Here is a 23,151-nt window from a genome sequence, read left to right on the forward strand (position 1 = left end):
AGCACTTGTTAGCCCAGCAACACGTGTACCTGATGAATAGCACCATCTCCTGCAATCGGCAGAACATTGTCCGTGAGAGGGGTACCATCTAGTGTGACTGTTGCTACACCCTTGGATATATGTTGTGGATTCATGATTTGGATCACGTAGGTATCGCCTCGGAAGACACGAGTGATTGTAAATTCATCCCAAGCTTTAGGAATGCACGGATCAATGCGCAGACCTTCCCATTCCGGCTGAATGCCAAGAATAGACTGCGTAATGGCTACAAAGTTCCACGCCGCTGTGCCGGTCAGCCAGGAATTTTTGGCTTCGCCTTCACGAATGGCATCCTTACCCGCAATCATTTGCGCATATACATAAGGCTCGGTGCGGTGGATGTCGCTGATGTCCTCCAGATAGGCTGGAGCAATTTTGCTATACAGCTCAAATGCACGATCCCCACGGCCAATCACGGCCTCCGCCATCATAATCCACGGGTTATTGTGACAGAAGATGCCCGCATTTTCCTTGTACCCTGGAGGATAAGAGGATATTTCACCCAGATTGATGTAATAGCGGGAATAAGGCGGATTTTGCAGCACAATGCCATAGGGAGTCTCCAGCCGATCCCGTGTAGAGTCGAGCGCTTTTTGAGCCAGACCTTCCTCAACGCCGATTCCGGCCATTACGCAAAAACCCTGCGGCTCAATAAAAATTTGGCCTTCCTCACAAGCCTTGCTGCCGACCTTGTTCCCATAGTGGTCGTAGGCTCGCAGAAACCACTCCCCATCAAAGCCATGCTCTAAAGTGGCTGCTCGCATCCGATCCACATGGGCTTGCGCCGTGGCTGCTTCCTCATCTAATCCTCTGCGCTTGCACAGCTCGATAAAATCCGGTCCTGTATATACGAAGAGTCCGGCGATGAATACCGATTCCGCTGTGCGGCCCTCCAAATTTTGAGTGGTCTGATAGGGCTCATCAGGTGTGGCGGAAAAACAGTTCAGATTCAAGCAGTCGTTCCAATCTGCCCGGCCAATCAGTGGAAGACCATGCGGGCCAAGATTGTTAACCACATGATAAAAGGATCGCTTCAAATGCTCAAACAGGGTAGCTGTATGCTCTTCATTCCCATCGAAGGGCACCTGTTCGTCTAATATGGCGAAGTCTCCCGTTTCCTTGATATACGCAGCGGTGCCGACAATTAGCCACAGCGGATCATCGTTGAAACCGCCACCGACCTCGTGGTTTCCTTTTTTGGTTAAAGGCTGGTACTGATGATAAGCCCCGCCGTTATCAAATTGAGTGGAAGCGATATCGATAATCCGTTCCCGCGCCCGCTCCGGTATTTGGTGGACAAAGCCGAGCAAATCCTGATTCGAATCCCGGAAACCCATTCCACGTCCGATGCCGGATTCGAAATACGAAGCGGAACGCGACATATTGAACGTAACCATACATTGATACGGGTTCCATATATTCACCATCCGGTTCAGCTTATCGTCGTGGCTCTGAATGGTGTACTTGGAGAGCAGATTGTTCCAATAGGCCCGCAGCTCACTTAAGGCTCGTTCAACATCGGCTTCCTCCGCGAATTGAGCAATCATGGCATGGGCCTGCTTTTTGTTAATCACACCAGGAGATTCCCATTTTTCATCCTCCGGATTTTCCACATAACCAAGTACAAAGTGAAGACCCGTTTCTTCACCTGGCTCCAAGGTTACTTCGATGCAATGCGACCCTACAGGCGACCATCCGCTGGCCACAGAGTTCGAGGCTTGCCCGGCGGTGACGGTTTGCGGCTGATCCAGCCCGTTGTATAGTCCCAGAAAAGCTTCACGGTCTGTATCGAATCCTGCCAGCTGGCGATTGACTGAGAAGAAAGCATAGTGGTTGCGACGCTCACGATATTCCGTTTTATGATAGATGACGGAGTCCTGTATTTCGACCTCGCCCGTGTTCAGGTTGCGTTGAAAATTGGTCATATCGTCATAGGCGTTCCACAGGCAAAATTCCACGAAAGAGAAGAGCTTGATCCTTTTAGTCTGTGCAGAAGTGTTCTGAAGCTTGACCTGATGTACTTCGCCATCAAAGGACAGCGGTACAAAAGCCAACTGCGTGGCCCGAATACCGTTACGTTCACCCATAATTGACGTATAGCCAAGCCCATGTCGGCACTCATACAGATCCAGCTCCCGTTTGACCGGCATCCAGCCTGGAGTCCAGTAATCCCCTTCATCATGAATATAAAAATAGCGGCCGCCGTTATCGACAGGAATATTGTTGTAACGATACCTTGTTAAGCGACGTAAACGCGCATCCCGGTAAAATGCATAGCCGCCGCCTGTATTGGAGATCAGTCCAAAAAATCGTTCGTTGCCTAAATAATTGATCCAGGGATAAGGGGTTTGAGGGGTGTGGATGACATATTCTTGTTTAGCATCATCGAAGAAACCGTACTTCATGGCGCAGAACTCCTCTCGAATTTACAGAAATAAGGCCAAACACATTATTATATTCAAACATGAAGCTGTTCTTCCTAAAAGAAGCGGTTTCCTGCCTGATGCAAAAGATGCTTGATTTCCCCGACCTTGTTTCTTGAATTTGCAAAATATTTGAAATGGGTAAATATACCTCTTTATGCTAAAATGAAAGAGTTAGCACTCAGCATGGCAGGAGGTTGCAAGGATGGCACGCATCACATTGTTTTTCATTCCATATGCAGGCGGATCAGCATCGGTCAGCTTCAAATGGAAAAAGCTGCTGCTTCCGCAGATTAAGCTTGTTCCGCTGGAACTGGCGGGCAGAGGTATTCGTTCTGGAGAACCGTTAAAGGATAGCATCGAGGAAATGAGTAAGGATTTACTGCTCAAAATCAGTCAAGAGATAGCCCCTGGCGATCCTTATGCAATATACGGTCACAGCATGGGAACGATGATCGCTTTCGAGCTGTATTACAAGCTGGTGGCTGGCGGTTATGGCAAACCTGCTCATCTGTTCGTATCTGGTGGACGGGCACCGCATGTCCCAAGAGATTTCCCGTGGGCCCATGATCTGCCCGCAGAGCAGTTCAGGACACATTTACAGCGATATGGTCAGCTTTCAGAGGCTATTTTTGACAACCGCGAATTGTATGACTATTTTATCCCGGTGCTAAGAGCGGACTTCAAAGCCGTTGAGACGTATGAGTACATGACTCCAGCCGTACCTTTGAATTGTTCGGTCACAGCATTGACAGGGCTGACCGATAACACAATGACCTTGCAGGATGCGGAGGCGTGGGGGCAGCATACGGATCAGAATTTTCGTATTTTCACCTTTGATGGAGGTCACTTTTTTATTCATGACGAGGTGGAGCAGATTACGCAAATCATTAATGAGACCTTGGAACGCAGTGCTGTAGCAAGTAGAATGCAACATTAAAAAGAAGAGGTGATTTCAGTGACTGTAGGTGTACTGGCTCATTTATTTGGCAAGTTGCCTTATCACGAGTTGGCTGCAAAGGTAGGAGCAGCGGGCTTTACTCATATTCAACTGGCTCCGTGGAGAGCGATCAGTGATGTGGACTTTAATAAACCGGGAAAGTTCAGTCCGGGATTGGCACTGTCTATCGCGGAGGCATTCCGTCAGCATGGAGTATCTATATCGGTGCTTGGATGCTATTTGCATTTTTTCGAAAAGGATGAGGAGCTTCTACGTGAAAATGTAGAGCGCTTTAAAGAGCTGATCCGATATGCGAGCCTGTTAGGGGCACCGATGGTGGCAGCCGAAGTCGGACGTAATGAGGATGGAAGCGCATATACGGAACGAGACTGGAAGGTTGTAAAGGAAGTCGTGCGCGAATTAGCGGACGAGGCGGGAAAATGGGGCGTATTCGTCGGATTAGAGGCCGCTAACGATCATTTGGTCGGAACGGCGGTAGAGCTTGCTACCTTGCTGGAGGAAGTGCCGTCATCCCAGATCGGTGTAGTAATTGATCCGGGCAATCTGCTGAAAACGGAAAATCTGGCACGGCAGGATGAGGTTATCCGCGAAGCGTTCCAATTACTAGGACCTCGAATTATAGCGGCCCATGCCAAAGACCGGCGTTTGTCATCGACAGGTGAGATCGAGACCGTACCGCCGGGTTTTGGTGACATGAACTATGGTCTATACATGGAGCTACTGGAACAGTACAAGCCGGGGGTTCACATCATTATGGAGGCCGCGCAGGAGCACCAGATGGCTGAATCCAAACGCTACATCGAGGGTCATCGGTTAGCGGCTCAGAAGGTGCAAGAAGTACAGACGAAATCATAGTATTCTTTCATATTCGGGAATTGCTCAGGAGACTTGGAAGCGTCTACTTTCCAAGTCTCTTTTCATTAGCTATGTTTAACCTTGGACAACCGCCACAATCACAAGCACCCAGCTTGTCAAGAAAGCCACCCCGCCAATCGGGGTAATCGCTCCGAGCTTCTTCAGACCGGACAAGCTAAGGGCATACAAACTGCCGGAGAACAGGAGAATACCTGCTAGCATTACCCAGCCTGCGGTAACAATCAGAGAAGAATGGACCAGATTTCCTGCAACTACTCCGAGCAGAATCAAGCCCAAGCCATGAGCAATATGATATTGGATACCTGTCTGGAATATGCTCATCATGTCTGCGGAAAGTCTTTTTTTCAAAGCATGTGCTCCGAATGCTCCCAGAACTACAGCTAAAAACATCATTATACAACCAAGCAATAGCAAAACTTTCATGTTTTAACGCCTCCCTGTAAAATAGTACCGATTCCAATGGGATTCGTCAATTTTCGTTGTGAAGCTCTAAATATATAGAATTTTTCGACTCTCATTTGATGTCTAATGTGGTATATTTTTTCCAGGGCCAATGCGAAGCATTTGGGGCTATAGACAGCGTGTCCTCCACCTTTTTTTTGGGAAAGCGAGGTGATGATGCTGTCTTTTTGTGTTGTCGTTTCTCGAAATAAAATCTTATGTAAAGTCAAAATTGATAATGGAGAGGGTGAATGCAAAAGTGATTAGTAAAAAATCCGTGTTCAAGAAATCTGTCTCTATGGTTATGTCAGCAATTTTGGTACTTCCTTTATCCATAGGCTTATTTCAGGCCGAACCCAACCGTGCATCAGCTGCAACGCCAGAATCGACACGCTTTCTTCAATTGTATAAACAGCTGAAGGACCCGGCTAGTGGATATTTCTCAAAAGAAGGTATCCCTTATCATTCCGTTGAAACACTCTTGAGTGAAGCTCCAGACTACGGACACCTAACGACCTCGGAAGCCTACAGTTACTGGATGTGGCTGGAGGTACTGTATGGTAACTATACTGGGGATTGGGGACATCTGGAATCCGCATGGGACAACATGGAGAAATACATCATTCCAGGTAAGGAAGAGCAGCCGACAATGAGTAACTACAACCCGAACAGCCCTGCTACTTATGCCGCAGAATACTCGCAGCCGGATCTGTACCCAAGCCGTCTGAGTGATCAGTATAGTGCTGGCAAAGATCCGCTGGATTCCGAACTGAAGGCAACCTATGGCAATAATCAGACTTATCTGATGCACTGGCTGCTGGACGTGGATAATTGGTACGGCTTCGGCAATCTGCTGAATCCGTCGCATACAGCAACCTATGTGAACACTTTCCAGCGTGGGGAACAGGAATCGGTATGGGAGGCTATACCGCATCCATCGCAGGATAATCATAAGTTTGGCAAGTCTAATGAGGGCTTTATGAGCCTGTTCACCAAGGAAAATAATGCCCCGGCACAGCAATGGCGCTACACGAATGCTACTGATGCGGACGCACGGGCAGTCCAAGCGATGTACTGGGCTAAGGAATTGGGTTATGATAATTCTGTATATTTGGATAAAGCCAAAAAGATGGGAGACTACTTGCGTTACGGCATGTACGATAAGTACTTCCAAAAAGCAGGAAGCGCTTCCAAAGGAAGTCCGATTGCTGGTACGGGCAAGGATGCCAGTTTTTACCTGATGGCATGGTATACGGCTTGGGGAGGCGGACTTGGCCAAAGCGGCAACTGGGCTTGGCGGATTGGCGCCAGCCATGCGCATCAGGGCTACCAAAATGTCGTCGCAGCGTATGCTCTGTCTGATAAAGACGGTGGATTAATACCGAATTCGCCAACGGCGGGACAGGACTGGGCGACCTCGCTGAAGCGCCAACTGGAGTTTTATACTTGGCTGCAATCCAATGAGGGAGCTATTGCAGGTGGAGCGACGAATAACTCAAATGGTGACTATAAGGCCTATCCATCTGGCACGAGTACCTTTTATGGCATGGCTTATACTGGGGCTCCTGTATATAACGATCCACCATCCAACAATTGGTTCGGGATGCAGACTTGGCCCGTCGAGCGGATTGCCGAGCTGTACTACATTTTAGCCAAGAAAGGAGATACTTCGTCTGAGCAGTTTAAAATGGCTAAACAAGTGACGGAAAACTGGATAGCATGGTCCAAGAGCTATGTATTTGCCAACGAACGGCCTGTGACTGATGCGCAGGGCTATTATTTGGATGCTCAGGGCAAGCGCATTCTAGGTGGCAAAAATCCGAAAGTGGCTACTACAGTAGCTAAAGGCGAGTTCTGGTTGCCGAGCGATCTGGAATGGAGCGGAAAGCCTGATACCTGGAGCGGATTTGCCAATCATAAAGGGAATACCAGTCTTCATGTGGTAACAAAGAAACCGGTGCAGGATGCAGGAGTGCTAGGCAGCTATGCTAAGGCACTTACTTTCTTTGCTGCTGGAACAAAAGCTGAAAAAGGAGACTATTCCGAATTAGGCAAGGAAGCTAAGGATCTGTCTAAAGCTTTACTTGATGCTGCATGGAGTTATAACGATGGTATAGGTATTACAACGAAGGAAGCACGCGAGGATTATTATCGTTATTTCAGTAAAGAAGTGTATATTCCGAACGGCTGGAGCGGTAAGACTGGACAAGGTAACACGATCCCTGGCAAAGATGCTACCCCGTCTGATCCGTCGAAGGGCGGTAATGGTACGTATTCCACCTATAGCGATATTCGTCCTAATATCACTAAAGATCCGCAGTGGTCTTATCTTAAAGACAAATACACGACTTCCTGGAACAATCAGACCCAAAAATGGGATAAAGGAGCTCCGCAATTTACCTATCATCGTTTCTGGGCCCAAGTGGATATGGCAACGGCTTATGCCGAGTATGACCGTCTTATTAACGGTAGTGGACCAACCGAGCCTACAGCTCCCAAAGCTCCGGCAAATGTGAAAGCAAGTGCCGGGGATGCTCAGGTCACACTGAGCTGGAGCAAAGCGACGGGGGTGGACAACTATACCATCAAGCGCTCCACAACCAGTGGAGGACCTTATACCACGGTAGCAACGGTAACGGATAGCACTTACAAGGATACAGGTGTGGTGAATGAAACCACCTATTATTATGTAGCGAATGCGACCAACTCCTTGGGAACCAGCCCGGATTCCGCCGAGGTCAGTGCCAAGCCTACGGCAGCAGCCATTCCGGCAACGGGAGATGTGGTTGCCCAATACCGCGTGGGCGACACGAACCCGGGAGATAACCAGATTCGGCCACTATTCCGTATTGTAAACAAGGGTAAAGAAACTGTTGATCTGAAGAATGTCAAGCTGCGGTACTATTATACTGTAGATGGCGACAAGTCACAGGAATTCCATTGTGACTTTGCACAGTTGGGTAGTAGTAATGTTATGGGTAAATTTGTTAAATTGGATAAAGCCGTTACAGGCGCAGATTATTATCTGGAAATTTCCTTTGGAGCTGGAAGTCTGGCGGCAGGGGAAAATACAGGAGATATTCAGATTCGCATTAACAAGACGGACTGGAGCAACTATAACGAAAGTGATGATTTTTCTTATGATTCAACCAAGACATCTTATGGGGACTGGAACAAAACACCTTTGTATATAAACGACCAACGCGTATGGGGCCTGGAGCCTTGAATGTAAAATAAACATTGGGTGAGACGAGCGCAATGCAAGGAGGGGAGACCTCACATTGTATTGCGTCCGTTTTCCAATGATATTTCTCCGATATTGTATATTCCCGTCGACACTCTTGTGGTACACTAAGATCGCTACATCATTACATATATGACCGAGGTGACCTGAGACATGAAAGACAATTTGGCACAGGCTCTAAATGAGCAAATGAATTTTGAATTTTACTCCGCTCATGTATATCTGGCAATGGCTGCTTATTGCTCCAGCGAAAGTCTGGATGGATTCGCAAACTTTTTCCTGGTACAAGCTGAAGAGGAACGCTTTCATGCCATGAAGCTGTACAAATATATTAATGATCGCAGAGGACGTGCTACATTGGCTGCATTACCTGAGCCTAAAAACAGCTACGATTCCATGCTGGATGTGTTCGAGCACGGCTACAAGCACGAGCAGCAAAATACACAGAAGTTTTATCGTTTGGCTGACCTGGCCCTGGACGCACGTGAGCATGCGACGATCCATTTTCTGAAATGGTTTATTGATGAGCAAGTCGAAGAGGAAGCTCTGTTCGACAATGTGATCCAGAAGCTCAAGCGTATTGAAAGAGATAGCAACGCTTTTTATATGCTGGACAGTGAATTTGCCCAACGCAGCTTTACAGCCCCTGCGGAATAAAGCAACATGCACATTTCGTCTGAATGCTAAGGATATGGCTGGCATGGTATGAGACGAGGAATTAGAAAAGCCCGGTTTTCGGGCTTTTTTTGCGTTTTTTATGATCAGGTGCAGCTTGACACATTAGCAAATTCGAGAATATTATAGATATAATGAGTCTTTAATATCTTTTTTAAGGAGATGAGCATCATGATTTACGATTGTGCTATTATTGGCGGAGGCCCCGCCGGATTGAATGCAGCCCTTGTGCTTGGCCGGGCAAGACGAAGTGTGGCTTTGATCGACAACAACCAGCCCAGAAATGCCGTTACGCATGCATCGCACGGCTTTATTACAAGAGACGGCGTAACGCCATCCGAGTTCCGTCGCGTTGCTTATGAGGAAGTACTGCGCTATCCGTCTGTCGATCATCTGCAAGCCGAGGTTGTTTCGATTGAAAAAACTGAACCCGGATTTGAGGTGCTTGATTCGTCAGGCCTTCGCGTTCAAGCGCGAAAACTGATTTTGGCGACGGGCGTAAAGGAGATATTTCCCGAGATCGAAGGCTTTTATCCACTATACGGAAAAAGCTTGTTTAATTGCCCCTATTGCGACGGCTGGGAGCTACGGGATCAACCGCTTGTCGTTGTGTCCGAATCTCCGGGCATCTATCATACGGCCAAATTACTCCTGAATTGGAGCAAAGATATAATCGCCTGCACGAACGGCCATGCCTCCCTGACATTCGAGCAAAAAAAATGGCTTCAATCCAAGGGAATTGTGGTGATAGAGAAGCTTGTTGCAGCTTTCATCGGACAAAATGGACAGCTTGAGCATGTTCAATTTACGGATGGAACTCAAGTCTCAAGGACTGGCGGGTTCGTGTCTCCCAAATTTGTACAAAGTACACCGTTTGCAGAACGCTTGGGCTGTGAAAAGCTGGGGTCGGGCGGGATCAAGACGGATGAATCAGGAAGAACCTCTATACCTGGTGTATACGCCGCCGGGGATTCTTCATACTTCATGCCTTCCCAATTGATTTTTGCCGCAGCCGACGGCAGCCGAACTGGTATGTGCGTTAACATGGATTTGACGGAGGAAGATTTTGCAATTCGGGGTCACTTTCGCTAGGTTATCGTTATTTTAAATATACCTATAGAAAAAATTAATTTGTCGCTGGATTGTGAGCATGCTACAGTTATTTTATCTTTTATTCCTGATTAAGTAGATAGGATTAATATTTTTTATGGAGAGGCGGGTTAACATGAGCGAAATCTATCGTCTGGCACAACAGGAAGATGCGGAAAGATTGCAGTACGTGACTTATGAGGCGTACGAAACGATTCGGCAGTTGGAGCTTAAATGGCCTGCCGCTCAGGCGGACATTCCTATCATTCAGGAGAATATTAAAAATAATGACTGCTACGTGCTGGAAGTCGATGGTGTAATTGAGGCTACAGTTAGTCATCTCAAAAATAGAGCTCTTAATTTTATAACGGATCTCCCCTTTGTCATGTGGTTTGCCGTCAATCCGGCTGCTCAGGGCAAGGGCTACGGACGCAAGCTGCTCAACTGGGTAGAGCAGACTATAATCCGTGATCAGGTGGGAGCTCCTGCCGTTACGCTGGCAACAGCCGAAAAGCATCCCTATCTGTTGTCTATGTATGAGCGTTGGGGGTATGAGCGTATTCATGCATTTGACCATGGTACAGGAGACGGAACGATGCATTTATTGCGTAAAGTTGTGAATCCGGAATTATTTAAAACGTATATTCGTGAAAAAAACGAAGCCGAGACTGCTAACCGTAATTAGAGCCGATACCTGGGATGGGACGAAGCGGATTCATTCTCCGAAAGGGGGGTTCATGAAATGAAGTTTGCGTTATTCAGTCTGATGGCTAATCTGCCTAATGCGATTACCGGGGAAGCCTGGAGCTCGCAGCAAAAAATCCAAAATGTAATCAAGCAGGCTGTTCTCGCAGAGGAGCTTGGTTTTGATGCATACGGTGTGGGGGAGAGGCACGGTGCGCCATTTCTGTCATCCTCACCCCCGCTCGTGCTGACCGCTATTGCGGCGAAAACCGAACGGATTCGTCTGCTGACTATGGTGACGGTGCTTAGCGTGCTGGACCCGGTGCGCGTGGCAGAAGACTATGCGACGTTGGATCATTTATCGGGTGGAAGATTAGAGATTATTATTGGGAAAGGAAATGATCCGCGCCATTATCCGTTATTTGGAATTACAGAGGAAGAACAGTGGGACTCGCTTGCCGAGCGCTATCGTTTGCTCAAACGATTGTGGAGTGAGGAAGAGGTGACGTGGGAAGGAAGCTATCGTCCACCGTTGCATCAAGTCACGACACAGCCGCGGCCGTATCAGCAGCAGATTCCCATCTGGCATGGCAGTGCTTCCAGTACACGATCGACCGAACTGGCCGCGCAATACGGGGAGCCGATATTTTCCTCAAATTCTTTCCACCCGCAGGCCAAGTATAAAGCGCTCATTGATCATTACCGGGAACGACTGGCTTATTACGGGCATGATCCGTCTCAGGCTGTGATTGGTGCCGGAGCAGGGAGTCTGTATCTGGCAGATACGGATGAGGAAGCGATTCGACGGTATCGTCCTTATTATGATGCCTACCACTTGACAGCGGCAGCTCAGCACAATCAGTCGCCCTTCACGAGTCTGGAGGATAATATTCGTAACGGTCCTGTTCTGATCGGCTCTGCGGAGAGCGTTCTTGAAAAAATACGGAACTATCATACCGCGTTTGGTCACCAGGTACTCAGCATCAGCGTAGACGGGCTGGATGAGCAGGAGCAGCTCGAACAGCTACATCGGTTTAGCGAGAATATCATACCGGTGCTGCGGCGGGAAATTCCGAGCACGATTTGGCAGCATGGGCCGAATTTGGATGATGGAAGCAGGTCGATTATCCCTGTAAAAAATGATGCGCCACCCATATCTCCTATTTTTCAACTATAGTTGTTGACTGTTCAATCACCTTATTTCATAAAAAGCCTCCGAGTTTAGGAGGCTTTCAGGTCCGTTGCGACCAGAGAGATAAGGTTTTTTTGTATTGGAAATACATGAAGAAGCAAATTGACAGAAACAAGTAAAAAGAGTAACGTGAATTTTATATCATTTAAATCTTACATATTTCATCGGATTAATATATTTCGAATCTTATAGAGATCTGATGATTGGAGGAGGAATTGTTTTGAGCGACTCGCAAACCAGTATAGCTAAACGACATATAACAGCAGAGGATTTATATCAACTTCGGTGGGTCAGCGATCCTGCTGTGCATCCAGGTAACGGTGCAGTCGCTTACGTCGAGCAGTATATTAATGAAGACCGGATAGACTATAATTCTGACATTTGGCTTTTGCCATCAGAAAACTCCGAGCCGTTGCCCTTCACATATGGGCCGAAAGACAAATCACCTGTCTGGTCACCTGATGGATCACAGCTTGCTTTTCTCCGTACGCTGAAAGGTAAGCGTCAGGTATGGATCATTCCAGCTAGCGGAGGAGAGGCTCGGCAGCTTACATGGGCAGGGAAAGGCGTTCATTCATTGGCTTGGTCACCGGACGGATCCTACATATCCTTTGTCGCAAAAACCACAGAGAGTCTGTCATCCCCGACATCAGTGCAGCCGGAAGGACAGGTCGTTAATCGAACAAAAGCCAAGTCAGATGGCTACGGGCTATGGGATAATACACGTAATCACTTATATGTGACTGATGTAAATTCAGGGGACACCGTCCAACTAACGTTCGGCGCGTATGACGTCGCGGAACCTGTCTGGTCGCCGGATGGCAAACTTATTTTATTCGTGGCCAGAATAGCGGAGCATGCAGAAGAGGATACGGATTTACGCAAGCAAAATGATTTGTTTACGATAGCTCCTGCTATTTCAAAAGGAAATGCGGAAGCACCGCGAAAGCTAACCTTCTCCGAACTGCAAATCGAGAGTGCTGAATACTCTCCCGATGGTTCAACGATTGCCTTTTACGGACATGATCGACATGCTAAAGACGCGACCCAGACCCGATTATACATCCTCCCTTCGAGTGGTGGCTTGGCAGTATGCATTAGTGAAACGCTGGACGCACACCTCGGTAACGCGGGTATGAGCGATATGCGCTCACACCTTCATGTAGGGCCACCACGTTTTAGTATGGACGGTCAATCCCTATATACGCTTGTAACCCGTGAAGGGAATGTGCATATATATCAGTTTGCACTTGATGGAAGCTTTACAGTTTTGACGCAGGGAGACAGAGAAATTTATCAGTTCACGCTCACCCCGGATGAGCAGCATATCATTGCAGCTTCAACTCATGTGACATTGCCAGGCGATTTGTTTCGAATTGCGATCTCTTCCGGGACAGAGGAACGACTGACGCAGGTGAATGACTTGCTGCTGGAAGAGATCGGGTTAAGTGTGCCCGAGAGCTTCTGGACTGAGGTCGAGGATGGTCGGAGGGTCCAGGGATGGGTGATGAAGCCAGTCGGTTTTGGGGAGGGAGTTACCTATCCCGCCATTTTGGAAATCCATGGCGGTCCCCATGCGATGTATTCCCACTCTTTTTTTCATGAGTTTCAGTTGCTAGCAGCGCAGGGATATGCGGTCATTTACACAAATCCGGGGGGAAGCAGGGGGTATGGCCAGTCTTTTACCAATGTCGTTCTTGGCGAGTACGGTGGACGAGATTACACGGACTTGCTGAGTGCGGTGGATGAGGCCATTCGGCAGTTTCCATTCATTCATCCAGAACGACTAGGTGTTACGGGGGGAAGCTACGGAGGCTTTATGACTAACTGGATTGTCGGTCACACAGACCGTTTCCGTGCAGCCGTGACCCAGCGCTCCATATCCAACTGGCTATCCATGTATGGCGTGAGCGACATTGGCTACTCATTTACAGAAGACGAGGTCGGCGGCAATCCTTGGGACGATTTCGAGGTCTTATGGAGACAATCTCCACTGGCATATGTTAAGCAAATAAATACACCACTGCTTATTTTGCACGGGGAGCAGGATCTTCGTTGTCCCATTGAGCAGGGAGAGCAGCTATTTACAGCACTACGGCGATTGGGTAAATCCACGCAATTTGTTCGTTTTCCAGCCTCAAGCCATGAGCTTTCACGAAAAGGGCATCCGCAGCTTCGTGTGGAACGACTGCAACGCATTTCAAATTGGTTTGTCAAGCACCAGATATAACACGTCATCCGTTTCTTGTACTTACGACACAGAAATTTTTACAAAAATTCATTAAAAAAATTACAAACAATGCCTGATTTTCATACAAAAGAGGGTATTGTTTGTATAATATACTTATACATTATAAATTTATACTTTAATTTACTTTTGTGTTTATAAAATACTATTAGTCTCTATTTATTTATTTTTTTCCATTAAAGGAATTTGAAAAAATATTGACTTTTTTCGAGTCCATATTTATTATATAATTAAAATATTTCACAATTAAACCTTGCTTTTGGAATGAAATTGCGTTGTTTTCGGTATTTTCTCGACACACTCATCTATGATACTAGATTCTTAGGTCCCAACCTAAGTCTTTAGTCCACTCCGAGCTTTTCACACTTCTAAGCTTTTCACACACATCTGAATTTATATCCAATTACACTACGTTTGGCAATTTAATCACCAAATTAAATCTTAAATTGTCGCTTATTTCTTTTCTTGTCAACCTTACAACCTTGCTTTGTCATGGTTTGTTGTATCCATCTCCATATTTTCACATTTCCATACATATGTACATTAACACCTGAATCGTAAAAACATTTTTGTTTTGCCACATCTTTGTGGGGAGGAAAGGGGTTTGGTATGAATCGAATGGCTTTGGTTTTTCCAGGACAAGGATCTCAGTATACAGGAATGGGAGCCGCATGGCATAGCGATTTTACAGAAGCGGATCGCTTGTTTGAAGAGGCCGCTGATATTTTGGGATATGATCTAAAAGCTTTATGCCTGGCAGGTCCGATCACCCAATTATCCAGGACATTCTATACTCAGCCTGCACTTCTTACGATCAGCGTCATTGCATTCCGACGTTATATGCACGAAATCGGGATTATTCCGGAATTTTCAGCAGGTCATAGCCTGGGTGAATACTCAGCTCTGGTAAGTAGCGGTGTTCTATCCTTTGGCGACGCTTTACGACTGGTACAAGAGCGGGGACGCTTCATGGAAGAAACCGCTGAGGCAGGGCTGGGCAGCATGATTGCCATTCGTGGAGCGGAGCTGAACGTCGTGGAAGAATTCTGTCGTCTGCATTCCACAGTCGATCAGCCTGCTGTCATTGCCTGTTACAATTCGCCCAATCAGTATGTCGTCTCTGGTCATCATATGTCGGTAGCTGTGGTAGCTGGCAAGTTAGAACAGCGGGGGGCCCAAATTACTCGCTTGCAGGTCAGCGGTCCTTTTCATAGTCCGCTTATGCAGCATGCTGCGGACAGGCTGACCATCGAGATGCAAAAATACACCTTCCATGAAGCGCGGTGGCCCGTGATCTCCAATATGACCGCCCAGCCATACCCTGATGTAGACAGCATTCGTCAAGGATTGATTTTGCAAATGACTCACCCGGTTCGATGGATACAAACCATGCAGTATATGGCGAATCATGGCGTGAAGCAGAACATCGAGTTAGGCCCGCGAACGGTGCTGAAAAATTTGGCGAAGGAAATAAACACTACCATCGAAGTGCTGTCTCTGGACAGAGACTTGGATCGCGTTGAAATGGAACGCCGTTTCTCGATCCGTGATTGGGTTGCCCGTTCCCTGTCACTGGCAGTGTCTACCCCCAATGCCAATTGGAATGAAGATGAGTATCTAAAGGGTGTTATTTCACCTGTCCGGAGACTGGAAGAATTATTGCGGAACTCAGAATCAGGCAGTAGTCGACCACCAGCTTTTGAGCAAAGACAGGAAATACTGGGGTGTATTCGCCTGGTGTTGCAAACCAAACGGGTCTCCGAAGGAGAGCAGAAAGTAATGCTAGAGCAATTAAGGAGGGATCAGGATGGAGCAGTTTCAAACTTTAATTGAAATCATTCAAGACCGTGCACGCCGGGATGAGAACGGGATCACCTTTATTTCCGGTGATAAGCAAGAGGAATATGTGTCCTACAGTAAACTTCTGGAGCAAGCATCACAGGTGCTTCATGTATTACAGGAAAAAGGGATACAACCTGGCGATGAGCTGATCATGCAGATCGACGACAATCATACCTTTGTGAATGTATTTTGGGGCTGCCTGCTCGGTGGAATCGTTCCTGTTCCTGTAAGCATCGGGAATAATGATGAGCATAAAATGAAACTGTTTAAAATCTGGAATACGCTCTCCCGCCCTTATATGGTTGCAGATGACAAGGTTTTGGAGCAACTGGAAAAGTACGCGCATCAGCACGAACTTCTGAATTCCTTTGAGCCTGTTAAAAAAGCAACTTTTTTAAGCCATACATTCGACTATTCCGGTCTGAATAAAGGTGTAGTTCATGTATCCAAACCGGAGGATTTGGCTTTTATCCAATTTTCCTCAGGCTCTACAGGTGATCCTAAAGGGGTCATGCTGACACATGAAAATCTGGTTTACAATATTCGGGATGTCGCAAATCAAACGGGCATGAGCTCCAAGGATGCTTATTTGGGTTGGATGCCGCTTACGCATGACCTGGGATTGATCGCCTTTCATTTAACCTGTGTAATCGCTAATGCCAAGCAACTGATTATGCCGACGGCACTTTTTATCCGCCGCCCGTCTTTATGGCTAAAAAAAGTATCGGAGCATAAGGTGACTCAAATATGCTCTCCCAATTTCGGATATAAATTTTTTCTCGATCAGTACAAGCCTGAAACAGCAACTAACTGGGATTTATCAAGCATACGCATGATTTTAAATGGAGCTGAGCCGATATCTGTAGAGCTTTGCCATGTGTTTATGGATGCGATGAGTGTTCACGGCTTGAATAAACATGCGATGTATCCAGTCTATGGATTGGCAGAGGCGAGCGTAGGTGTTTCCACTCCCCCTCTGGACCAAGATACCTTTATTCCGTTTCATTTGAATCGGCAGCAGCTACACGTAGGTGAACCGATAGAAGAAGTAGACAAGTCTGACAAGCGGTGTCTTACTTTTGTGGATTTGGGGAATCCGTTGGCCAGTACCTCTGTCCGCATTTGCGATGAACATAATCGGGTGTTGGAAGATGGGATGATTGGACACACACAGATCCGCGGCAAAAATGTGACAGCTGGATACTACAACAATCCCGAGGCTACCGCGAAGGTCAAAACAGAGGATGGCTGGCTCATCACCGGAGATTTAGGGTTTATGAGAAATGGCCGTCTGGTTATTACTGGTAGAGCCAAGGATATCATTTTCGTGAACGGACAGAACGTCTATCCGCATGACATCGAGAGAATTGCCGAGGAACTGGATGGCGTGGATCTCGGGAAAGTAGCGGTGTGTGGTGTTCATGATGGGCAAACCAGGCAGGATCGTATTGTTGTTTTTGTGATGCACACGAAAAAGATAGAGCAATTTGTGCCGCTAGTTCAAAAGCTGAAAAGCCATTTGAACTACCGGGGAGGTTGGCATATTCAGGATGTAGTTCCGATTCGACGTATTCCTAAAACAACCAGCGGGAAGGTTCAGCGCTTCAAATTAGCCCAGAATTATGAGCAGGGTGAATTTGATGAAATACTGACATCACTGGCCGAGGCCACTCAAATCGCGCAAGCGGCTGAGCGTACAGTTTTGCCTCAAGGGGAAATAGAACAAAAGCTGATTGGAATCTGCCAGGATATTTTAAGTGTAAAGTCGATTGGAACGGATGACAGCTACTTTGATATCGGAGTGACTTCCTTGCAGCTCGTTCAAATTGTGGACCAGTTGGAGGACCAATTAGGGATTCATATTGAGGTGACGGATTTCTTTTCCTATCCGACCATCGCCAAGCTGGCTTCGCATATCTCCAGTCAAAGCCTAAGTAGGGACGCGACTGCAACAACACAGCCTGAGGCCAAGGAGGAAGCGAATGACCGGGATATCGCCATCATCGGCATGTCCGGCAAGTTTCCTCAAGCGGATACACTAGAGCAGTTTTGGGCGAATGTGTCATCAGGGGCAGACAATATCGGTCCGTACACCGATGAAAGAAGAAAAGATGCCGAAGCTTTCATTTCCCGTCTGTATACGGAAGGACGGAATATGCAGATCGCAGAAGGTGGCTATTTGGACGAAGTAGACAAGTTCGATTACTCCTTCTTTAAGCTGACTCCACGGGAAGCCTCGCTAATGGACCCGAATCAACGGCTATTTCTACAAACCGCCTGGAGTACGATTGAGGATGCGGGGTATGGAGGCAAGCAACTGGCAGGCCAAAAGGTCGGCGTGTATGTGGGCTTTTCCAAAACCAGCTTTGAATATGAGCGCCTGCTGTCCGAGGTGGAACCGGGTGCGCTGCCTAACTTTGCCATTGGTAATTTATCGTCCATTATTTCCAGCCGGATTGCGTATTTACTCGATCTAAAAGGACCGGCACTAACGATTGATACAGCATGCTCTTCCTCACTCGTGGCAGTACATCTGGCCTGCAAGTCCATCCTCAATGGAGACTGCGATATGGCACTGGCAGGTGGAGTGAAGACGATTTTGCTTCCGCTGAAAGCGGGTATAGGCATGGAATCCTCCGATGATCGGGCACGCGCCTTCGACGATCAGTCGGATGGAACAGGCTGGGGCGAAGGCGTTGGAGCGGTTTTCCTGAAGCCGCTGCGTAAAGCGGAGCAAGACGGTGACAACATTTTGGCCGTGATCAAGGGAAGTGCAATCAATCAGGATGGCAGTACGATTGGTATTTCCGCGCCGAATGCGCTCGCTCAGGCGGAAGTAATTTCGCAGGCGTGGCGCGATGCACAGATTGATCCAGAAACGGTGAGCTATATCGAAGCGCATGGCACCGGGACCAAGCTGGGTGATCCGGTCGAGATTGACGGCATTACCAAGGCTTTCCGCAAGCATACACAGCGCAAGCAGTTTGTGGCGATCAGCACAGTCAAAACAAATATCGGCCATTTATACGAAGCCGCGGGAATTGCGGGCTTGATCAAATCCGTACTGTCCATGAAGCACCAACAGATTGCGCCGCTCGTTCATTTTCGCACGCCAAACCAGAAGATCCATTTCGAGGAATCTCCGGTATATGCCAATACGAAGCTGAGGGAATGGAAGACGGACGGCTTCCCGAGAAGAAGCGGGCTGAGTTCCTTTGGATTCAGTGGGACAAACTGCCATGTGGTGCTGGAGGAATATATAGCAAAGACGGAATCGGATAAATCCTCCACGGACAGCAACAATGGGTCGTCACCGCTGTTGCTGACCCTGTCAGCGCGGAGTGAACCCGCTTTGCGCGAGCTGATCGGTCGGTACGCAGAACGGTTCAGACGGGCGGAAGAACTTGTGATGAAGGATATATGCTATACGGCTAACACGGGCAGAAGCCACCTCAATCACCGGATTGCGGTGACTGCCGCAGGAGCGGATGCGCTGAAAGCAAAGGTGCTTCAGTTGCACGAACAAGGCAGAGCCGTCGAAGGTGTATACACCGGGAAAGCGGATAGCACAGGTGGCGCAGAGACGGTCACTGGAAGCTTGGACACGTTGCAATCACTGGAGCAACTGGCTGCCAAGTATGTGCAGGGAGCGCAGATCAATTGGAGTGCCCTATATGCAGGTAAGCACTACAAAAAGGTTTCTCTGCCTACGTATCCATTCGAACGGAAAAGATGCTGGATTAACGTGCCCGAACAGGTTCGAACGGAACCGAAGGCACCCGTTCATGAAAACTCAACAGTAAGGGAGACTGGAATTATGGGGAACGAGTACTCGGTGTCAGCATCGGCTACCGATCAGAACAAATCATCTATCCTTCAAAAGTTAGCGAAAATGATCAGTAACGTGTCCCAACTCAGTCTGGAGGAACTGGAGCCACAAACACATTTTCTGGAGCTCGGGCTAGATTCCATTAATTTGTCCCAGGTTCGCCACAGCATCAAGGATACCTTCGGACTGGACGTTCCGATGAACGAATTTTTCGAATCGTTGACCACGCTGGAGCTGTTAACCAGCTACGTAGCCGAGCGGGTGAGCATTTCCACGTCTGCTGAAACCCCGATTCAGTCTGTGGTAAATCGTTCGGAAACCACTCTGAGTCAAGCTGATCATGCAGCTTCTCCGTTAACCCAACTGTCTCATGAATCCGGCGTTCCGGCTGGGCAAACACGGGCTCAAAGCTTCCCAATCGCTACAGCTCCGGGTGTAGAGCGAATTTTGGAGCAACAGCTACATCTGATGTCACAGCAGCTTGATGTTCTCCGGCATCAGCCATCTGCATCCGTAATAGCTTCTGAGCCATTTAACACGGAATCCGGCGTTTTGCCATCAGCAAGTAGAGGAAGCGCGGAGATTATCCGTACCGAATCCAAGCAGGAAGTTGCGGCCGCATTAGCACCCGCTCCATCCGTACAGGCTATTCCCAAGCAGACAGGCAATGAAGCCAAGCCGTTTACGCCTTATAAAAAGCTGGATGTTAAAGCACGCGAATTGCTTTCGCTCCGTCAGGAACAACATCTGCAAGAGCTGATTGAACGCTACACGGCCCGTACGCGTAGCACCAAGCAGTACACCCAGCAGTATCGCTGCGTATACGCCAATAACCGTAATGTGGCTGGTTTCCGGCCTGTTTTGAAGGAAATGGTGTACCAAATCGTTTCTCAACGTGCAGACGGATCAAAAATTTGGGATCTGGATGGCAATGAATATGTCGATTTGACGATGGGCTTTGGCGTGAATCTGTTTGGGCACAATCCGGCCTTTATCCGAGAAAAAATGGAGGAAGAACTGAAAAACGGCATGTGTGTCGGCCCGATGTCCAACATGGCTGGGCAGGTCGCCGAGAAAATTTGCAAGATGACCGGCGTGGAACGGATTGCGCTGTACAATTCCGGCACGGAGGCTGTCATGGTCGCGCTCCGTTTGGCACGTGCTGCTACGGGACGGGCTAAAGTCGTCATTTTTGCCGGCTCGTATCACGGTACATTTGACGGCGTGCTGGCGCTGGGGAGCGCGAGTGACAACAAGGAGCAATCGACACCTCTCGCTCCAGGTATTTTGCAGCATATGGTGGACGATATCGTCGTGCTTCATTATGGAGCGGACGATTCCCTGGATTACATCCGCACCCATGCGCATGAGCTGGCCGCGGTTGTAGTGGAGCCGGTGCAAAGCCGTCGACCAGATTTTCAGCCTCAAGCCTTCTTGCAGGACATTCGCCAGATTACGGAACAGTCGGGTACTGCCTTCATTTTTGATGAAGTCATAACAGGCTTCAGAATTCACCCGGGAGGGGCACAGGCGTGGTTTGGGGTGCAAGCTGACCTTGTGACCTACGGTAAAATCATTGGCGGCGGGATGCCCATCGGTATCGTAGCCGGGAAAGCCGCCTTTATGAACGGGATCGACGGAGGTACGTGGAGCTTCGGAGACGATTCCTATCCACAACATGAGCAGCAGCGGACCTTTGTCGCAGGAACCTTCTGCCATCATCCGCTGGCAATGGCTGCATCCTTAGCGGTGCTGGATCATTTGGAGCACAATGGCGAGCAGCTGCAAAATCGCTTGAACAGCCGCACCTCGGCGTTAGCAGCCGAGATGAACAGCTATTTCACGGACGAACACGTACCTATGAAAGTTGTTAACTTTGGCTCCCTGTTCCGCTTCGTGCTCAAAGGCGATCTGGAATTATTCTTTTATCACATGCTGGACAAAGGCATCTATATCTGGGAAGGACGAAACTGCTTCTTGTCCACGGCTCATACCGAGGAAGATATTGCGCGAATCGTGCAAGCGGTCAAGGATAGCGTGAACGAGCTGCGTAAAGGAGGATTTTTACCGGACCCGCCACCGAATGGAGACGGCCCTGGGCCGGGCAAGCAACCTGTAACCATACCTGCAGAGGCTGAAGCAGTGGGCGCTCCAGAAAACGTTATTGTGCTGACTCCAGATCAAAAACAGCTCTGGTTTACCTCTGTCTCGGAACGAAGTGACTCTCAATGAATAAGATCACCAAAGAACTGAATGAGAAACTTTTCACCCTGGGAGAGCTTTCCCGCAATTCGTAAGCCACGCATGCCAAATGTCAGGCCTTATCATAGGGCCTGGCATTTTTAGTATGTCTGGCTTCGCCACGTCGAGGCAGATCATTTTGGTGCTGGTGTTGGAGCATCGTTTATGGTTATCATAGACGAAGGTGTGAATCTATCGTTTATATTCGGATACAAAAGGAGATACAAGATGGCTGAACCTTTAAAAAATATATACACAGAGGATTTTCTTCGCCTGTTCGGTGAAAGAGTACAAACGGCGTATAGCTCATTTGATACCCAGGGATTTATCCATCAAGTCATGGACCAGACGTGGAATGAGCTGGAGCTAAAAGCCCGGATGCGGCGGATTTCGCTAACATTGGGAACATTCTTGCCAAGTCGTTATGAAGAAGCCTTGGCTGTCCTTTTTGCCATAGACGAGCATTGCAGCGGTTTCCCGTACCTATTCTTTCCGGATTTTGTGGAGGTGTATGGACAGGGAGAGGAACACTGGACGCTTTCCATGGAAGCGCTGGAGCGTTTCACTAGGAAGTCATCTGCGGAGTTTGCCGTGAGACCCTTCCTCCTGCGTGAACCGGAACGGATGATGCGCCAGATGACGGTCTGGGCGGGACATTCGAGCGAGCACGTTCGCCGTCTTGCCAGCGAAGGCTGTCGTCCACGTCTGCCGTGGGGGCAGGCGCTGCCCATATTTAAGCGCGATCCCGCTCCGGTATTGGCCGTGCTGGAACTGTTGAAAACCGATCCCTCACTCTATGTACGTAAAAGTGTAGCCAACAACCTGAACGACATCGCCAAGGACCATCCCGAAACGGTCATTGCAACAGCTCAACGATGGAAAGGTACGCATCCTGACACCGACTGGATCGTACGTCACGGCTGCAGGACCCTGATTCGCAAGTCCAGCCCCGAGGTGATGGCACTGTTCGGCTATGCCGAAGAAACAAACGGGTCCCCGTTAGTCACGGAAGCGTCTTTTACCGCCGATCCTGCTGTGTTGAAGCTCGGGGATAGCTGTGAGCTGAGCTACGCGCTTCAACTTCGGGAAGGCGACCCGGTGCGAGTCCGCATCGAATATGGCATCGACTTTGTGAAGGCGAGAGGACAAGTCTCGCGTAAATTGTTTCTGCTTTCTGACAAAACCGTCCCCGGAGGAACCCGTCTTACAGGTATGCGGACACACCGTTTTGCAGACCTGACGACCCGCCGCCATTATCCAGGAGCACACCGTATTTTACTGCTGGTAAACGGACAGGAAGCTGCATCTACGGAAGTCGAACTCCAGTTTTAAAAGCTTTATAGCAGCAGAGAGAAAGAGTCTGAAAC

13 protein-coding genes are annotated in these 23,151 nt (G+C 48.4%); 11 read left to right on the plus strand and 2 right to left on the minus strand.

Going from position 1 to position 23,151, the window contains the following annotated elements; translation table 11 throughout:
* Positions 1 to 8 precede the first annotated feature (8 nt).
* A complete protein-coding gene (locus C1I60_RS18880; RefSeq protein ID WP_137063128.1) occupies positions 9 to 2,444 on the minus strand; it encodes a glycoside hydrolase family 94 protein in 2,436 nt (811 codons plus the stop codon).
* A gap of 223 nt (positions 2,445 to 2,667) precedes the next feature.
* Here C1I60_RS18880 and C1I60_RS18890 point away from each other — a divergent pair, with 223 nt between their 5' ends.
* Positions 2,668 to 3,402 carry a thioesterase II family protein gene (locus C1I60_RS18890; protein WP_137063130.1) on the plus strand — a complete coding sequence of 245 codons (735 nt, stop codon included), beginning with the start codon at positions 2,668 to 2,670 and terminating at the stop codon, positions 3,400 to 3,402.
* Between the two features lie 18 nt (positions 3,403 to 3,420).
* Positions 3,421 to 4,278, plus strand: a complete 858-nt coding sequence (locus C1I60_RS18895) for a sugar phosphate isomerase/epimerase family protein (protein WP_137063131.1) — start codon at positions 3,421 to 3,423, stop codon at positions 4,276 to 4,278.
* A 75-nt stretch (positions 4,279 to 4,353) separates the two neighbouring features.
* Here C1I60_RS18895 and C1I60_RS18900 read toward each other — a convergent pair whose 3' ends face one another.
* On the minus strand, positions 4,354 to 4,722 hold the full coding sequence (locus C1I60_RS18900) for a DUF423 domain-containing protein (RefSeq protein ID WP_137063132.1): 369 nt from the start codon (positions 4,720 to 4,722) through the stop codon (positions 4,354 to 4,356).
* A gap of 316 nt (positions 4,723 to 5,038) precedes the next feature.
* Between C1I60_RS18900 and C1I60_RS18905 the strand changes: the two genes are divergently transcribed.
* From C1I60_RS18905 to C1I60_RS18945, 9 genes are all read left to right on the plus strand, one after another.
* On the plus strand, positions 5,039 to 7,966 hold the full coding sequence (locus tag C1I60_RS18905) for a glycoside hydrolase family 48 protein (RefSeq protein ID WP_170970879.1): 2,928 nt from the start codon (positions 5,039 to 5,041) through the stop codon (positions 7,964 to 7,966).
* 171 nt (positions 7,967 to 8,137) lie between these two features.
* Positions 8,138 to 8,641, plus strand: coding sequence for a ferritin (locus C1I60_RS18910; protein WP_137063134.1), 504 nt, complete (start codon positions 8,138 to 8,140; stop codon positions 8,639 to 8,641).
* A gap of 189 nt (positions 8,642 to 8,830) precedes the next feature.
* Positions 8,831 to 9,751, plus strand: a complete 921-nt coding sequence (locus C1I60_RS18915) for an NAD(P)/FAD-dependent oxidoreductase (RefSeq protein ID WP_137063135.1) — start codon at positions 8,831 to 8,833, stop codon at positions 9,749 to 9,751.
* A gap of 133 nt (positions 9,752 to 9,884) precedes the next feature.
* A complete protein-coding gene (locus C1I60_RS18920) occupies positions 9,885 to 10,433 on the plus strand; it encodes a GNAT family N-acetyltransferase (RefSeq protein WP_137063136.1) in 549 nt (182 codons plus the stop codon).
* Between the two features lie 57 nt (positions 10,434 to 10,490).
* On the plus strand, positions 10,491 to 11,609 hold the full coding sequence (locus C1I60_RS18925; RefSeq protein WP_137063137.1) for an LLM class flavin-dependent oxidoreductase: 1,119 nt from the start codon (positions 10,491 to 10,493) through the stop codon (positions 11,607 to 11,609).
* Positions 11,610 to 11,844: 235 nt separating this feature from the next.
* Complete coding sequence (locus tag C1I60_RS18930; RefSeq protein ID WP_137063138.1) at positions 11,845 to 13,854, plus strand: S9 family peptidase; 2,010 nt, start codon at positions 11,845 to 11,847, stop codon at positions 13,852 to 13,854.
* A gap of 627 nt (positions 13,855 to 14,481) precedes the next feature.
* Positions 14,482 to 15,705 carry an ACP S-malonyltransferase gene (fabD, locus tag C1I60_RS18935; RefSeq protein ID WP_137063139.1) on the plus strand — a complete coding sequence of 408 codons (1,224 nt, stop codon included), beginning with the start codon at positions 14,482 to 14,484 and terminating at the stop codon, positions 15,703 to 15,705.
* On the plus strand, positions 15,680 to 21,775 hold the full coding sequence (locus C1I60_RS18940; protein ID WP_252361780.1) for an aminotransferase class III-fold pyridoxal phosphate-dependent enzyme: 6,096 nt from the start codon (positions 15,680 to 15,682) through the stop codon (positions 21,773 to 21,775). The genes fabD and C1I60_RS18940 overlap by 26 nt, the downstream gene beginning before the upstream one ends.
* 237 nt (positions 21,776 to 22,012) lie before the next feature.
* Positions 22,013 to 23,116 carry a DNA alkylation repair protein gene (locus tag C1I60_RS18945; RefSeq protein ID WP_137063140.1) on the plus strand — a complete coding sequence of 368 codons (1,104 nt, stop codon included), beginning with the start codon at positions 22,013 to 22,015 and terminating at the stop codon, positions 23,114 to 23,116.
* Positions 23,117 to 23,151: the final 35 nt, after the last annotated feature.

This window comes from Paenibacillus terrae, assembly GCF_005217525.1.
Classification (GTDB): Bacteria; Bacillota; Bacilli; order Paenibacillales; family Paenibacillaceae; genus Paenibacillus; species Paenibacillus terrae_C.